Origin of the sequence: Rubrivivax soli, assembly GCF_049810355.1 — a bacterium.
Lineage (GTDB): Bacteria > Pseudomonadota > Gammaproteobacteria > Burkholderiales > Burkholderiaceae_C > Rubrivivax.
The window spans coordinates 314441-329682 of the sequence record NZ_CP187368.1 but is presented as its reverse complement, the minus strand read 5'-3'; the positions used below and the strand labels follow the sequence as shown (position 1 = coordinate 329682).

At 71.0% G+C, this 15242-nt stretch carries 12 protein-coding genes; 11 read left to right on the top strand and 1 reads right to left on the bottom strand.

Features of this window, described 5'->3' with window-relative positions:
- Positions 1–28: 28 nt before the first annotated feature.
- From infB to ACPOLB_RS01470, 5 genes are all read left to right on the top strand, one after another.
- The gene (gene infB / locus ACPOLB_RS01490) at positions 29–2893 is read left to right on the top strand and encodes a translation initiation factor IF-2 (protein ID WP_425259526.1); all 2865 of its coding nucleotides are present in this window, start codon (positions 29–31) and stop codon (positions 2891–2893) included.
- A gap of 78 nt (positions 2894–2971) precedes the next feature.
- The gene (gene rbfA, locus ACPOLB_RS01485; protein ID WP_425259525.1) at positions 2972–3337 is read left to right on the top strand and encodes a 30S ribosome-binding factor RbfA; all 366 of its coding nucleotides are present in this window, start codon (positions 2972–2974) and stop codon (positions 3335–3337) included.
- Positions 3337–4257, top strand: a complete 921-nt coding sequence (gene truB, locus ACPOLB_RS01480; RefSeq protein WP_425259524.1) for a tRNA pseudouridine(55) synthase TruB — start codon at positions 3337–3339, stop codon at positions 4255–4257. The genes rbfA and truB overlap by 1 nt, the downstream gene beginning before the upstream one ends.
- Positions 4254–6092 (top strand): translational GTPase TypA, encoded by a 1839-nt coding sequence (typA, locus tag ACPOLB_RS01475; RefSeq protein ID WP_425259523.1) that lies wholly within the window; start codon positions 4254–4256, stop codon positions 6090–6092. Before truB ends, typA begins: the two co-directional genes overlap by 4 nt.
- 16 nt (positions 6093–6108) lie before the next feature.
- Positions 6109–6990 (top strand): DMT family transporter, encoded by an 882-nt coding sequence (locus ACPOLB_RS01470; protein WP_425261997.1) that lies wholly within the window; start codon positions 6109–6111, stop codon positions 6988–6990.
- 22 nt (positions 6991–7012) lie between these two features.
- On the opposite strand, the gene ACPOLB_RS01465 is transcribed toward ACPOLB_RS01470, so the two are convergent.
- Positions 7013–8101, bottom strand: a complete 1089-nt coding sequence (locus tag ACPOLB_RS01465) for a malate/lactate/ureidoglycolate dehydrogenase (protein ID WP_425259522.1) — start codon at positions 8099–8101, stop codon at positions 7013–7015.
- An 88-nt stretch (positions 8102–8189) separates the two neighbouring features.
- On the opposite strand from ACPOLB_RS01465, the gene ACPOLB_RS01460 reads away from it, so the two are divergent.
- The 6 genes from ACPOLB_RS01460 (at position 8190) to gudD (ending at position 15231) form a co-directional block, all read left to right on the top strand.
- Positions 8190–9881: a wax ester/triacylglycerol synthase family O-acyltransferase gene (locus ACPOLB_RS01460; protein WP_425259521.1), complete on the top strand. Its 1692-nt coding sequence runs from the start codon at positions 8190–8192 to the stop codon at positions 9879–9881.
- 10 nt (positions 9882–9891) lie between these two features.
- On the top strand, positions 9892–10740 hold the full coding sequence (locus ACPOLB_RS01455; protein ID WP_425259520.1) for an esterase/lipase family protein: 849 nt from the start codon (positions 9892–9894) through the stop codon (positions 10738–10740).
- Positions 10741–10750: 10 nt separating this feature from the next.
- Positions 10751–11629 (top strand): alpha/beta fold hydrolase, encoded by an 879-nt coding sequence (locus tag ACPOLB_RS01450; RefSeq protein ID WP_425259519.1) that lies wholly within the window; start codon positions 10751–10753, stop codon positions 11627–11629.
- A gap of 55 nt (positions 11630–11684) precedes the next feature.
- Complete coding sequence (locus ACPOLB_RS01445; protein WP_425259518.1) at positions 11685–12761, top strand: LacI family DNA-binding transcriptional regulator; 1077 nt, start codon at positions 11685–11687, stop codon at positions 12759–12761.
- A gap of 170 nt (positions 12762–12931) precedes the next feature.
- Positions 12932–13888 carry a Bug family tripartite tricarboxylate transporter substrate binding protein gene (locus tag ACPOLB_RS01440; RefSeq protein ID WP_425259517.1) on the top strand — a complete coding sequence of 319 codons (957 nt, stop codon included), beginning with the start codon at positions 12932–12934 and terminating at the stop codon, positions 13886–13888.
- A gap of 2 nt (positions 13889–13890) precedes the next feature.
- Complete coding sequence (gudD, locus tag ACPOLB_RS01435) at positions 13891–15231, top strand: glucarate dehydratase (protein WP_425259516.1); 1341 nt, start codon at positions 13891–13893, stop codon at positions 15229–15231.
- Positions 15232–15242: the final 11 nt, after the last annotated feature.

The following is a 15242-nucleotide window of genomic DNA, read 5'->3' as shown; positions in this document are numbered from 1 at the left end:
CAAGAAATACACCGAGGAAACCCCGCCAATGGCCGTGACCACCGTCGCCCAGTTCGCTGCCCAGCTCAACCGCCCCGCGGCGGCACTGCTGGAGCAGCTGCAGTCGGCCGGCGTCGCCAAGCAGTCGCTCGACGACGCCTTGACCGAATCGGACAAGGAACGTCTGCTCGAGTTCCTGCGCTCTTCGCATGGCACGGCTGGCGCCGAGCGCAAGAAGATCACGCTGACGCGCAAGTCCACCACCGAGATCAAGCAGGCCGATGCCAGTGGCAAGGCGCGCACGATCCAGGTCGAGGTGCGCAAGAAGCGCACGTTCGTCAAGCGCGACGATGCACCGGCTGGCAGCGATGCCGTGCCGGGCCCCACGGCCGAGGAACTCGACCTGCAGCGCCGCGAGGAAGAAGCCAGCGCGCAGGCCGAAGCCATCCGCAAGCAGGAAGCCGAGCTGGCCGAGGCGCGCCGCGTGCGCGAGGAAGCCGAGCGCGCGGCGCGTGAAGCTGCCGAAGCGGCGGCCAAGGCCGCTGCCGAAGCCGCCGCGAAGGCGGCCGCCGAGGCTGCCGAAGCCGCAGCCCGCGCTGCCGCAGAAGCTGCTGCGGCCAAGGCTGCCGGCACGCCGCCCGCACCCGAGCCCGCGCCGGCGCCCGTCGAGCCGCCGAAGCCCGTGGAGCCGCCCAAGCCGGTGCTGCGCGTCGTGAAGGCCGCCGACAAGGCGGCCGAGGACGCCGCCAAGTCGGAAGACCTCGCGCGCCGCCGCAAGGCCGCCGAGGCCGAGGCTGCGGCGATCCGGGCGATGATGGCCGCGCCGAAGAAGGCGATGGTGGCCAAGCCGCCCGAGCCGCCCAAGCCCGATCCGAACAAGGAAGCCATCAAGGGCACGATCCACAAGCCCACGGCCAAGCCCGGCGCGCCCGCGCCGGCCGGTGCCGGCACGGCCAAGCCCGGCGACAAGAAGCAGGTCAAGAGCGAGAAGCTCTCGTCCAGCTGGGCCGACGACGCCGCGAAGAAGCGCGCCGCGCTCAAGACCCGCGGCGACGCGGGCGGCAACCGTCCTGGCTGGCGCGCCCCGCGCGGCGGCGCACGCCGCGGCGAGCGCGATGGTGGTGGCGGCAGCTACACGCCGACGCCCGAGGCGCAGATCCAGGAAGTGCACGTGCCCGAGACCATCAGCGTGGCCGACCTGGCGCACAAGATGAGCGTGAAGGCCAGCGAGGTCATCAAGCAGCTGATGAAGCTGGGCCAGATGGTCACCATCAACCAGCAGCTCGACCAGGAAACGGCCATGATCGTGGTCGAGGAAATGGGTCACAAGGCGTTTGCCGCGAAGCTGGACGATCCGGAAGCCTTCACCGAAGAGGAAACCGCGGCGCACGCGGCAGCCGAGGCCGTGACACGCCCGCCGGTGGTCACCGTGATGGGCCACGTCGACCACGGCAAGACCTCGCTGCTGGACTACATCCGCCGTGCCCGCGTGGCAGCGGGCGAAGCCGGCGGCATCACGCAGCACATCGGCGCGTACCACGTGGAAACGCCGCGCGGCATGATCACCTTCCTCGACACCCCGGGCCACGCCGCGTTCACCGCGATGCGAGCCCGGGGCGCCAAGGCCACCGACATCGTCATCCTGGTGGTGGCGGCGGACGACGGCGTGATGCCGCAGACCAAGGAAGCCATCGCGCACGCCAAGGCCGCGGGCGTGCCCATCGTCGTGGCCATGAACAAGATCGACAAGCCCGACGCCAACATCGAGCGCCTGAAGAGCGAGCTCGTGGCCGAAGGCGTGGTGCCGGAAGACTTCGGCGGCGACTCCCCGTTCGTGCCCGTGTCGGCCAAGGTCGGCACCGGCATCGACACGCTGCTCGAGCAGGTGCTGCTGCAGGCCGAGGTGCTGGAGCTGAAGGCACCGATCGACGCCGGTGGCCGCGGCCTGGTGGTGGAAGCCAAGCTCGACAAGGGCCGTGGCCCGGTGGCCACCGTGCTGGTGCAGAGCGGCACGCTGAAGAAGGGCGATGTCGTGCTGGCCGGATCCAGCTATGGCCGCGTGCGGGCGATGCTCGACGAGGACGGCAAGCCGACCGACTCGGCGGGGCCGTCGATCCCGGTCGAGATCCAGGGCCTGACCGAGGTGCCGCAGGCCGGCGACGAGTTCATGGTGCTCACCGACGAGCGCCGTGCGCGCGAGATCGCCACGTTCCGCCAGGGCAAGTACCGCGACGTGAAGCTGGCCAAGCAGCAGGCCGCCAAGCTCGAGAACATGTTCGAGCAGATGGGGGAGAGCAGCGCGCAGACGCTGTCGCTGATCGTCAAGGCCGACGTGCAGGGTTCGCAGGAGGCGCTGGCACAGAGCCTGGTCAAGCTCAGCACGCCCGAGGTCAAGGTGCAGATCGTGCACGGCGCGGTCGGTGGCATCAGCGAGAGCGACATCAATCTCGCGATCGCCTCGAAGGCCGTCATCATCGGCTTCAACACGCGTGCCGATGCCGGCGCGCGCAAGCTGGCCGAGAACAACGGCGTCGACATCCGCTACTACAACATCATCTACGACGCCGTGGACGACGTGAAGGCGGCGATGACGGGCATGCTGGCCCCCGAGCAGCGCGAAGAGATCATCGGCACGGCCGAGATCCGCACCGTGTTCGTGGCCTCGAAGATCGGCACCGTGGCCGGCTGCATGGTCACCGCCGGCCAGGTCACGCGCAACGCGCGCTTCCGCCTGCTGCGCGACAACGTGGTCATCTACACCGGCGAGATCGAGTCGCTGAAGCGGATGAAGGACGACGTGCGCGAGGTCAAGGAAGGCTTCGAGTGCGGCATCAAGCTGAAGAACTACAACGACATCAAGGAAGGCGACCAGCTGGAAGTCTTCGAGGTGAAGGAAGTCGCCCGCACGCTGTAAGGCGGGCTCGGCGCTACCCAGGCGACCAGCCCCGCCGGCGATGCCCGGCGGGGCTTGTCATTTGGAGTGAAGCAAACCATGCGACACAAGAAATCCACCGTCAACCGCAGTTTCCGCGTCGCCGACCAGATCCAGCGCGACGTGGCCGAGCTCATCCGCGACCTCAAGGATCCGCGGCTGGGCATGGTCACGATCAACAGCGTCGAGGTCTCGCCGGACTACGCGCATGCGCAGGTGTACTTTTCGGTGCTGGTCGGTGACGCCACCGAGACCGCCGCGGCGCTGAACGAAGCCGCGGGCTTCCTGCGCAACGGCCTGTTCAAGCGGCTGTCGATCCACACGGTGCCGACGCTGCATTTCCACTTCGACAAGACCACCGAGCGCGCCGCCGACCTGTCGGCGCTGATCTCGCGCGCCAACGCGACACGCGCAAAAGAGGATTGATGCAGGCCACCCGCACGCCCCGGCGCGCCCTGCACGGCGTGCTGCTGCTCGACAAGCCGATCGGCTGGACGAGCAACGACGCCCTGCAGAAGGCCAAGGGCATGCTGCGGGCGGAAAAGGGCGGCCACACCGGCACGCTGGACCCGCTGGCCACCGGGCTGCTGCCGCTGTGCTTCGGCGCCGCCACCAAGTTCAGCCAGGTCAGCCTCGATGCCGACAAGGCCTACCGCGCCACGCTGCGCCTGGGCCAGCGCACCACCACGGGCGACCGTGAAGGCGAGGTCGTCGAGGAACACGCCGTCGACGTCGGCCGCGCCGCGATCGATGCCGCCGTTGCGCGCTTCACGGGCGAGATCGACCAGCTGCCGCCGATGCACTCGGCGCTGAAGCACCAGGGCAGGGCGCTGTACGACTACGCGCGCGACGGCATCGCCGTCGAACGACCGACGCGCCGCATCACCGTTCACGCCATCGACATCGTCGACTGGCAGTCTCCGACGCTGGTGATCGACGTGCGCTGCAGCAAGGGCACCTACATCCGCACGCTGGCCGAAGACATCGGCGTGGCGCTGGGCTGCGGCGCGCACCTGTCGGCGCTGCGCCGCACCGGCAGCGGTCCGCTGGGGCTGGACGGCGCCATCACCATCGAAGCGCTCGCGGCCTTGTCCGAACCCGAACGCCAGGCGCTGCTGCGGCCGGTGGACACGCTGCTCGCCGGCTGGCCCGCGGTGCGCCTGCCCGACGACGAAGCCGGCCGCTTCCTCACCGGGCTGCGCCGCCGTGTCGCGTTGGGCGACGCACCCGCCGTGCGCGTCTACGGCACGAATCCGCCTGCCTTCCTCGGCAGCGCCCACATCTCCTGCGGTGAACTCATCGCCGACCGATTACTCAGTCCCCTCGAAGTCCAGGCCCAGTCATGACCAAGCAAATCCGCAACATCGCCATCATCGCGCACGTCGACCATGGCAAGACCACGCTGGTCGACCAGCTGCTGCGCCAGAGCGGCACCTTCCGCGAGAACGAGAAGGTCGCCGAGCGCGTGATGGACAGCAACGACATCGAGCGCGAGCGCGGCATCACGATCCTGGCGAAGAACTGCGCCGTCACCTGGCAGGGCACGCACATCAACATCGTCGATACCCCGGGCCACGCCGACTTCGGCGGCGAGGTCGAGCGCGCGCTGTCGATGGTCGACGGCGTGGTGCTGCTGATCGACGCCCAGGAAGGCCCGATGCCGCAGACCCGCTTCGTCACGAAGAAGGCGCTGGCGCTGGGCCTCAAGCCCATCGTGGTCGTGAACAAGGTCGACAAGCCCGGCTCGCGGCCCGACTACGTGATCAACGCCGCCTTCGAGCTGTTCGACAAGCTCGGCGCCAACGAGGACCAGCTCGACTTCCCCGTGGTCTACGCCTCGGGCCTGAACGGCTGGGCGTCGCTGAACGAAGGCACGGCGGGCGAGGCCTGGGCCAGCGACATGAGCGCGCTGTTCGACACCGTGCTCAAGCACGTGCCGGCGCACCAGGGCGACCCGGCGGCGCCGCTGCAGCTGCAGATCTCGTCGCTGGACTACAGCACCTTCGTCGGCCGCATCGGCGTCGGCCGCGTCACCGCCGGCACGCTCAGGCCGATGCAGGACGTGCTGGTCTGCGAAGGCACGCCGGAAGAGGGCGGCAAGACCTTCAAGGGCCGCATCAACCAGGTGCTGACCTTCGAGGGCCTCGAGCGCGTGCAGGCCACCGAAGCCGGCCCGGGCGAGATCGTGCTGATCAACGGCATCGAGAACATCGGCATCGGCGTCACGATCACCGACCCGACGACTCCGATGCCGCTGCCGATGCTGCACGTCGACGAGCCGACGCTGACGATGAACTTCTGCGTCAACAACAGCCCGCTGGCCGGCCGCGAAGGCAAGTTCGTCACCAGCCGCCAGATCTGGGACCGGCTGCAGAAGGAACTGCAGAGCAACGTCGCGCTGCGCGTGAAGGAGTCGGGCGAGGACGGCATCTTCGAGGTCTCGGGCCGCGGCGAACTGCACCTGACCATCCTGCTGGAGAACATGCGCCGCGAGGGCTACGAGCTGGCCGTGAGCAAGCCGCGCGTGGTGTTCCACGAGGTGAACGGTGAGCGCCACGAGCCGATCGAGCTGGTCACGGCCGACATCGAGGACCAGCACCAGGGCGGCGTGATGCAGGCGCTGGGCGAGCGCAAGGGCGAGCTGGTCAACATGGAGACCGATGGCCGCGGCCGCGTGCGCCTGGAGTACCGCATCCCGGCGCGGGGCCTGATCGGCTTCAGCAACGAGTTCATGAACCTCACCCGCGGCACCGGCCTCATCAGCAACATCTTCGACGGCTACGAGGCCTACAAGGGCGAGATCGAGGGCCGCAAGAACGGCGTGCTGATCAGCATGGACGACGGCGAGATCTTCACCTACGCGCTGGGCAAGCTCGACGACCGCGGCCGCATGTTCGTGAAGGCCGGCGACCCGGTGTACGAAGGCATGATCGTCGGCATCCACAGCCGCGACAACGACCTCGTGGTGAATGCCACGCGCACCAAGCAGCTGACGAACTTCCGCGTCAGCGGCAAGGAAGACGCGATCAAGATCACGCCGCCGATCGACCTGACGCTGGAATACGCGGTGGAGTTCATCGCCGACGACGAGCTGGTCGAGATCACGCCCAAGAGCATCCGCGTGCGCAAGCGCCACCTGAAGGAACACGACCGCAAGCGCGCCAGCCGCGAAGCCGCGTAAGGCGGCGCGCATGGCCATGACACACCGCGGCGCGGTGCTGACGATGGTCGGCGTCACGCTGATGTGGAGCATCGCCGGCGTCGTCACGCGCCACCTCGAGGCCGCGCGCGCCTTCGAGGTCACGTTCTGGCGCAGCGGCTTCAACGCGCTGGCGCTGCTGCTGCTGCTGGCCTGGCTGCGCGGCCCGGCGCCGCTGTGGCGCACGCTGCGTGGCGGCGGCCGCATGCTGTGGCTGTCGGGCCTGTGCTGGAGCGTGATGTTCACCGCCTTCATGGTGGCGCTGACGCTCACCACGGTGGCCAACGTGCTGATCACGATGGCGCTGGCGCCGCTGTTCACGGCGCTGCTGTCGCGCGTGCTGCTGCGACACGCGCTGCCGCTGCGCACCTGGGGCGCCATCGTCGTGGCCGGCATCGGCATCGCCTGGATGTACGGCCAGCAGGTGAGCGCCGGCGACGCGCGCCACCTGCTGGGCACCGCCGTCGCGCTGGGCGTGCCGATCGCCGCGGCCATCAACTGGACGCTGCTGCACCACCACCGCGACGACGCCGACGTCGACATGCTGCCGGCCGTGCTGATCGGCGCCACGCTGTCGGCGCTGCTGACGCTGCCGCTGTCGGTGCCGTTCGCCGCCTCGGCGCACGACATCGGGCTGCTGGCGCTGCTGGGCGTGGTGCAGCTGGCGATCCCCTGCCTGCTCGCGGTGACGGCGGCGCGTGTGCTGAGCGCACCCGAAGCCGCGTTGCTGGCGCTGCTGGAGGTGGTGTTCGGCGTGCTCTGGGCCTGGTGGGGCGCCAACGAGGCGCCGGGCGTGGCCGTGCTCGGCGGCGGCCTGCTGGTGATCGGCGCGCTCGCCGGCAACGAACTGCTGTCGCTGCGCCGGCCGCGGCCCGCCTGAGGGCAGACCGCCCGGGCCGGCGTCAGGCCGTGCCGGCGTCCGCCTGCACTGCAGCCGGGTCCACGCCCAGCTTGGATGCCGCAGCCAGGATCTCCTGCCAGGTCGTGCCGTCCACCGGCACGCCGCGCGCGGTGCGCTCGGCGCGGTAGGCGCGCTCGGGGGCACCGGCCAGCTGCACCCGCTCGTAGCCCTCGCGCGGGGGCGAGGCCTGCGCCCAGTCCATGAAGCCGAGCGCCTCGCGCTCGAACGCCGCACGGTCGCCCAGCGCCGCAGGGTCCACGAGCACGCTGAACATGCCGTTGAGCACACGCCGCCGCGTCGCGTCGTCGTCGCGCTGCGTCATGTTGGCCGCCAGCGCGCCGCCCAGCAGCTCGCACATCAGCGCCAGGCCGAAGCCCTTGTGGCCGCCGAAGGTCAGCAGCGCGCCGAACGGCGGAATCACGGTGTAGCGCGGCGTCGTCGTCGGCCTGCCCTGGTCGTCGATCAGGCAGCCGGGCGGCACGTCCTCGCCCTTGTTGTGCGCCACGCGGGTCTTGCCCTGCGCGATCATGCTGGTGGCGAAGTCCAGCACCACGTGCGGCTGGCCCGACAGCGGCACGCCGACGCAGAACGGGTTGGTGCCGAAGCGCGCGTCGCCGCCGCCGTGCGGCGCGACGATGGCGCGCGAGATCACGTTGACGAAGTGCACCGACACCAGACCGGCGTCGGCCGCCTGCTCGGCCCAGGCGCCGATGCGTCCCAGGTGGTGCGCGTTGCCCAGCGCCACGATGCAGCTGCCGTGGGCGCGGGCGCGCTCGATCCCCAGCGCCATCGCCTCGCGGCCGATGACCTGGCCGAAGCCGCGGTTGCCGTCCAGGCGCAGCATGTTCGGGCTGTCGAGCACGGTGCTGACGTGCGCGTTGGGCTGCAGGCCGCCCTGCAGGAAGGCCTCGGCGTAGCGCGGCAGCATCCCGATGCCGTGCGAGTCGTGGCCGGTCAGGTTGGCGGCGATCAGGTTGTCGGCCACCGCGGCCACCTCCGCCTCGCTGCTGCCGAAGCCACGCACCACGCGTGCCATCGCGGTCTGCAGGCGGGGCAGGGGGATCAGGTGGGTCGTGTGCGTCTCGGACATGGTTCGTTGTTTCCCGACAGGTGTTTCCAAGGATGGGGGATGGCAAGCTGCGATCCTAGACTGAGAGCCTCGCCACCGCGGACGCCACATGCAACAGCTCTCAGGCCTGGACGCGACCTTCCTGTACCTCGAAACCCCCGAGATGCCCATGCACGTGGGCGCCTTGCACGTGTTCGAGCTGCTGCCCGGCCACAAGGGCCGCTTCGTCACCGCGCTGCGCAAGCACATCCACAGCCGACTGCCCGTGACGCCCGTGCTGCGGCGCAAGCTGTGGTGGATGCCGCTGAACCTGGCCAACCCGGCCTGGGTCGACGCCGAGCCCGACCTGAAGCAGCACGTGGTCGAGATCGTGCTGCCCAGGGGCGCCGGCCTGCGCGAGCTGGAAGCGCAGGTCAGCGCGCTGCACCCGGTGCTGCTGGACCGCAAGCGCCCGCTGTGGAAGATGCACGTGTTCGAAGGCCTGGCACCGTCGCCCGACGGCCGCAAGCGCGTGGCGCTGTACACGCAGCTGCACCATGCCGCGGTCGACGGGCAGGCCGCGGTGGCGCTGGCGAACGCGCTGCTCGACGTGACGCCCGAGCCGCGGGCCATCGAGGTGCGGCCCTCGAAGCGCCACAAGACCTTCCGGCTCGACATGACCGAGATGCTGCGCGGCGTGATCGGCGGCCAGGCGCAGAAGGTGGCCACCATCATCCGCGAGCTGCCGACCACCGTGGGCACGCTGTCGGGGGCGGCGGGCAAGGCGGTGTCGCAGTCGGCGCTGCTGGCCGGGCTGACGGGCACGCTGACGGGCAACAAGCGCAGCGCATCCGGCGTCAGCAACCTCACGCTGGCGCCGCGCACGCCGCTGAACGCCAGCGTCGGCACCGGGCGCGCGTTTGCCACCGCCACCGTGCCGCTGCACGAGCTGAAGGCGCTGGGCCGCGTCTTCGATGCCACGCTCAACGACATGGTGCTGATGCTGTGCAGCAGCGCGCTGCGGCGCTTCTACGCCAAGCGCCGCCAGCTGCCGAAGAAGAGTCTGGTCGCCGCGGTGCCGATCTCGCTGCGCGAGAAGGGCGACACCACGGCCGACAACCAGGCCTCGATGAGCCTGATCAGCCTGGGCACGCACATCGCCGACCCGGCGAAGCGCCTGGCCCACGTGAAGGCGGCCACCGCGGCGATGAAGTCCACGATGGGCGGGCTCAAGAGCATCCTGCCCACCGACTTCCCGAGCCTGGGCGTGCCCTGGCTGATCGAGGCCGCCACCGCGCTGTACGGCAAGGCGCGCGTGGCCGACCGCATCCCGCAGGTGGCCAACGTCGTCATCTCCAACGTGCCCGGGCCGCCGGTGCCGCTGTACATGGCCGGCGCGCGCATGCTGACCAACTACCCCACGTCGATCGTCGTGCACGGCCTGGCGCTGAACGTCACGGTGCAGAGCTACGACCAGAGCCTGGACTTCGGCTGCATGGCCGACGCCGCCGCGATGCCCGACGTGCGCGAGTTCGCCGACGCGCTGCTGATCGCGTTCGACGACCTGAAGGCGCTGCCGCAGCCCGGCGACGCCGCGCACGAGGACACTCCCGACGGCGACCTGGTGGCGCGTGCCACGCGGGCCACACGCAGCCTGACCGGTGCCGCGATGGGCGCGGTCACGGGTGCGGCCGGCCGCCTGGCGCGGCAGGTGGTGGGCACCGCGGTGGACACGGCTGTCGCGCAGGTGACGCGCCCGCGCCCGGCGCCGAGGGCAAACGCTAGGGCGGCGGCACCGGGCAAGCGCAAGTCCGCCCGATAACATCGGCGGCATGAGCCTGCCGTTCCGCAAGCGCAAGACGCCCAAGCCCGAGATCGATCCGTTCGCCCCGCCGCACTGGGACGACGCGCTGCAGGCGCCCGGCCCGCTGCTGATGCTGATGGAAGCCCGCGCGCCCTGGGAATACGCGGCGATGCTGGCGGCGGCGCCGTGGCTGTCGCGGCTGCCGGTGGGCGACGGCCACCCGGTGCTGGTGTTCCCGGGCCTGGGGGCCTCGGACTTCACGACGCTACCGCTGCGCAACTTCCTGCGCGACCGGGGCTACACGCCGTACCCGTGGAAGCAGGGCTTCAACTTCGGCCCGCGCCACGGCGTGCTCGACAGCTGCCGCGCCATGGTGGCGCACCTGGCCGAGAAGCACCACGAGAAGGTCAGCCTGATCGGCTGGAGCCTGGGCGGCGTCTACGCGCGCGAACTCGCCAAGGAACAGCCGCACCACACGCGCTGTGTCATCACGCTGGGCACGCCCTTCGCCGGCCACCCGCGTGCGACGAACGCCTGGCGCTTCTACGAGATGGTCTCGGGCCAGGCCGTGCACGACCACGAGCTGATCGAACAACTGCACGAGCCGCCGCCCGTGCCCACCACGTCGATCTACAGCAAGACCGACGGCGTCGTCGCCTGGCAGTGCAGCATCAACCCCGAGTCACCGCAGGCCGAGAACATCGAGGTCCACGCCAGCCACGTCGGCATGGGCATGAACCCGCTGGCGCTCTACGCCATCGCCGACCGCCTGCGCCAGGACCCGGCGCACTGGAAGCGCTTCGATGCCCAGGGCGCACGGCGCTGGTTCTACAAGGTCACGCACCACTCGCCGTTGCAGGCGAGTGCCAAGCTGTAGCCGCGCCGGCATGCGCGTCGCTGCCAACGGCATCGAGATCGAGGTCGACGACCAGGGGCCGCCGGGCGCCGAGCCGCTGCTGCTGGTGATGGGCCTGGGCATGCAGCTCACGGCCTGGCCCGAGACGCTGGTGCAGCAGCTGCTGCGGCGCGGCTTCCGCGTCATCCGCATCGACAACCGCGACGCCGGCCTCAGCACCGGCTTCGACCACCTGGGCGTGCCGTCCATCGCGTGGTCGGCGCTGCGCTACCTGGTGCACCTGCCGGTGCGCGCGCCCTACGGCATCGCCGACATGGCGGCCGACACGCTGGGCGTGCTCGACGCGCTGGGCATCGCGCAGGCCCATGTGTGCGGCGCCTCGATGGGCGGCATGATCGCGCAGCATCTGGCGGCGCGCCACCCCGGCCGCGTGAAGAGCCTGACGCTGATGATGACAACCAGCGGCGCACGCGGGCTGCCGCAGCCGCGGCTGGACGTGCGGCGCGCGCTGATGGCCCGCCCGGCGGGCAACGACTCCGACGCCGTGGTGGCACACCTGCAGCGGGTGATGACGCTGATCGGCAGCCCCGGCCATCCGACGCCACCCGACCTGCTGCGCCAGCGCCTGCAGGCCAGCGTCGCCCGGGCCTGGCGGCCCGCGGGCACGGCGCGGCAGCTCACCGCGGTGGTGGCCGACGGCGACCGCACGCCGCTGCTGCGGCAGATCCGGGTGCCCACCTGCGTGCTGCACGGCGACGCCGACCCGCTGATTCCCGTGGCCGCCGGCCGCGACCTGGCGGCCAAGATCGCCGGCGCCCGCCTCGACACGGTGCCCGGCATGGGACACGACCTGCCCGACGCCTTGCTGCCGCGTTTCGCCGACGCCATCGCCGGCATCGCCAGAGCTTGATCCGGCGCACACCGCCGCCGTGCCTTGGTAGCGCTGCCAGCGCTAAGATCAGCGCATGACGTCCGGCAGCACGCCCGCCAATCCGCCTTCCGACTCCCCCGCGGGCCCGCCTGTGCGCCGCAGCCGCCGTGGCAGCGGCGCAGTGACGCTGCACGACGTGGCCAAGCTGGCCGGCGTGGCGCCCATCACCGCGTCGCGCGCGCTGAACACGCCCGAGCAGGTGTCCGACGACGTGCGGCGCAAGGTGGCCGACGCCGTGGCGCGCACAGGCTACGTGCCCAACCTGCTGGCCGGCGGGCTCGCCTCGCGCCGCAGCCGGCTCGTGGCGGCCGTGGTGCCCACGATCAGCGGGCCGGTGTTCCTGGAGACCGTGCAGTCGCTCACCGCGGCGCTGGCCGAGCGCGGCTACCAGATGATGCTGGGCCAGGCCGGCTACCGCGGCACACGGGAAGACGCGCTGCTCGAAGCGATCATCGGCCGCCGCCCCGACGGCATCGTGCTCACCGGCATCCTGCACTCGCCCGAAGGGCGGCGCCGCCTGATGGCCGCCGGCATCCCCGTGGTCGAGACCTGGGACCTGACGCCGACGCCGATCGACATGCTGGTCGGCTTCTCGCACGTGGAAGTGGGGCGCGCGGTGGCGGCCTACCTGCACGGCAAGGGCCGGCGGCGCCTGGCGGTGGTGGGCGGCGACGACGAACGCGCGCAGCGCCGGCTGGGTGCGTTCCAGCAGGCCGCGCAGGCGCTGGGCCAGGCCGAGGTGCCGGCGGTGGTGGTGCCGGCGCCGACCACGCTGAAGAGCGGACGCGAGGCGCTGGGCCGCCTGTGGGACGGCGCCGGCACCGCCGGCCCGCCCGACGCGGTGTTCTGCAGTTCCGACCTGCTGGCGCTGGGCGTGCTGACCGAGGCGCAGGCGCGCGGCGTCGCGGTGCCGGGCCAGCTGGCGATCGTGGGCTTTGGCGACCTGGAGTTCGCGGCCGACCTGCACCCGGCGCTGACCAGCGTGCGCATCAACGGCAGCGCCATCGGGCAGCAGGCGGCACGCTTCATCGTCGACCGGGCCGAAGGGCGCGCGGTGGACACGCGGGTCGTGGACATCGGGTTCTCGATCGTCGAACGCGCCAGTTCCTGAGCCCGTTCCCGGAGTGACTCGGGGTTGACCCTGAGGAACCGCGCTTGTTGTGCCGACTCGATAGCGCTACCATTCGGCGCCGCGCTTGGTAGCGCTACCGAGGCGGTGGTGCCGGGGCCTGACAGCCAGGCACCTGCCGTTCCCACCCGCCCGATCCCAGGAGACACCCCATGAAATCGATCCTCTGCGCACTGGCCCTGGCCGCCGCGTCGCTGGCCCAGGCCCAGTCCTGGCCCAGCAAGCCCGTCACGCTGCTGGTGCCGTTCCCGCCCGGCGGGTCCACCGACATGATCGCCCGCACGCTGGCGCCCAAGCTGCAGGAACAACTGGGCGGCACGTTCATCATCGAGAACAAGGCCGGCGCCACCGGCACGGTGGGCGCGGGCATCGTCAAGCGTGCGCCGGCCGACGGCCACACGATCTTCGTCTCGTCGCTGGGGCCGTTCGTCATCGCCCCGCACCTGATCAAGAACGTGCCCTACGACGCGCTGAAGGACTTCGACCCCATCACCGTGGCCGTGCAGGCACCCAACGTGCTGGCGGTGCCGGCCGCCTCGCCGCACAAGTCGCTGGCCGACGTGATCGCGTACCACAGGGCCAACCCGGGCAAGATGAGCTTCGCCTCGTCGGGCAACGGCAGCAGCGACCACCTCACGGCCGAACTGTTCTGGCAGCAGACCGGCACCAGCGGCTCGCACATCCCGTACAAGGGCGGCGCACCGGCGATGGCCGACCTGCTGGGCGGGCAGGTCGACGCCACCTTCATGAACATCAACACCGGCATCACCAACATCCGCGCCGGCAAGCTGCGCGCGCTGGCCATCACCAGCACGCAGCGCTCGCCGCTGCTGCCGGACGTGCCGACGATGGAGGAACTGGGCTACAAGGGCGTCACCGTGCAGTCGTGGCAGGCCTTCGCCGCACCCGCTGGGCTGCCTGCGGACATCAAGCGCAAGCTGCACGCCGCCATCGCCGCCGGCCTGAACGACCCGCAGGTCAAGAGCCGTCTGCTCGACCTGGGCTTCGAAATCGTGGCCAACACGCCCGAGCAGTTCGCGGCCTTCCAGGCGGCGGAGTTCGCGCGCTGGAAGCAGGTCATCACCGCCGGCAAGATCACGGCCGACTGAGCATGGCGCACAGCACCCCCGTCGTCACCGCGCTGCGGGCGATTCCCGTCGCGGGCCGCGACAGCATGCTGCTGAACCTCAGCGGCGCGCACGGCCCGTTCTTCACGCGCAACCTGGTGCTGCTGAGCGACAGCGCCGGCCGCACCGGCATCGGCGAGGTGCCGGGAGGCGAGAAGATCCGGCAGACGCTGGAAGATGCCGCGGCGCTGCTGGTGGGCCAGCCCATCGGCGCGCACCAGCACCTGCTGCAGCGTGTGCAGGCAGTATTTGCCGACCGCGACAGCGGCGGCCGCGGCCTGCAGACCTTCGACCTGCGCACCACCATCCATGCCGTGACGGCCATCGAATCGGCGCTGCTGGACCTGCTGGGCCAGCACCTGGGCGTGCCGGTGGCCGCGCTGCTGGGCGAAGGCCAGCAGCGCACGTCGGTGGAAATGCTGGGCTACCTGTTCTACGTCGGCGACCGCACGCAGACCGACCTGCCGTACGTGGACCCCGCGCACGAGCCCGGCGGCGACGACGACTGGTTCCGCGTGCGCCACGCCACCGCGCTGACGCCCGAGGCCATCGTGCGCCAGGCCGAGGCCGCGCGTGCGCGCTACGGCTTCGACGACTTCAAGCTCAAGGGCGGCGTGCTGCGCGGCGAGGAAGAGGTCGAGGCCGTGCGCGCGCTGCACGAGCGCTTCCCGCAGGCGCGTGTGACGCTGGACCCCAACGGCGGCTGGCTGCTGCGCGACGCCGTTCGGCTGATGCGCGACATGCACGGCGTCGTGGCCTACGCAGAAGACCCGTGCGGTGCGGAAGACGGCTTCTCGGGCCGCGAGGTGATGGCCGAGTTCCGCCGCGCCACCGGCCTGCCCACCGCCACCAACATGGTGGCCACCGACTGGCGGCAGCTGACGCACGCCCTGAGCCTGCAGAGCGTGGACATCCCGCTGGCCGATCCGCACTTCTGGACCATGGCTGGCAGCGTGCGCGTGGCGCAGACCTGCCGCGACTGGGGTCTGACCTGGGGCTCGCACAGCAACAACCATTTCGACGTCTCGCTGGCGATGTTCACGCACGTCGGCGCAGCGGCGCCGGGCCAGGTGACGGCGATCGACACGCACTGGATCTGGCAGGACGGCCAGCGCCTGACGAAGGAGCCGCTGCGGATCGTCGGCGGCCACGTGCAGGTGCCGACCGCGCCGGGCCTGGGCGTGCAGCTCGACATGGCCGAGGTCGAGAAGGCGCACCAGCTCTACCGCCAGCATGGCCTGGGCGCGCGCGACGACGCGGTGGCGATGCAGTACCTGGTGCCCGGCTGGCGCTTCGACCCGAAGCGGCCGGCCCTGGTGCGCTGAAGGCGTGCGGC

Bases quoted from the DNA above. Each gene is read 5' to 3' on its own strand.
- infB (WP_425259526.1), top strand. From the start codon at position 29: ATGGCCGTGACCACCGTCGCCCAGTTCGCTGCCCAGCTCAACCGCCCC.
- rbfA (WP_425259525.1), top strand. From the start codon at position 2,972: ATGCGACACAAGAAATCCACCGTCAACCGCAGTTTCCGCGTCGCCGAC.
- truB (WP_425259524.1), top strand. From the start codon at position 3,337: ATGCAGGCCACCCGCACGCCCCGGCGCGCCCTGCACGGCGTGCTGCTG.
- typA (WP_425259523.1), top strand. From the start codon at position 4,254: ATGACCAAGCAAATCCGCAACATCGCCATCATCGCGCACGTCGACCAT.
- ACPOLB_RS01470 (WP_425261997.1), top strand. From the start codon at position 6,109: ATGACACACCGCGGCGCGGTGCTGACGATGGTCGGCGTCACGCTGATG.
- ACPOLB_RS01465 (WP_425259522.1), bottom strand. From the start codon at position 8,101: ATGTCCGAGACGCACACGACCCACCTGATCCCCCTGCCCCGCCTGCAG.
- ACPOLB_RS01460 (WP_425259521.1), top strand. From the start codon at position 8,190: ATGCAACAGCTCTCAGGCCTGGACGCGACCTTCCTGTACCTCGAAACC.
- ACPOLB_RS01455 (WP_425259520.1), top strand. From the start codon at position 9,892: ATGAGCCTGCCGTTCCGCAAGCGCAAGACGCCCAAGCCCGAGATCGAT.
- ACPOLB_RS01450 (WP_425259519.1), top strand. From the start codon at position 10,751: ATGCGCGTCGCTGCCAACGGCATCGAGATCGAGGTCGACGACCAGGGG.
- ACPOLB_RS01445 (WP_425259518.1), top strand. From the start codon at position 11,685: ATGACGTCCGGCAGCACGCCCGCCAATCCGCCTTCCGACTCCCCCGCG.
- ACPOLB_RS01440 (WP_425259517.1), top strand. From the start codon at position 12,932: ATGAAATCGATCCTCTGCGCACTGGCCCTGGCCGCCGCGTCGCTGGCC.
- gudD (WP_425259516.1), top strand. From the start codon at position 13,891: ATGGCGCACAGCACCCCCGTCGTCACCGCGCTGCGGGCGATTCCCGTC.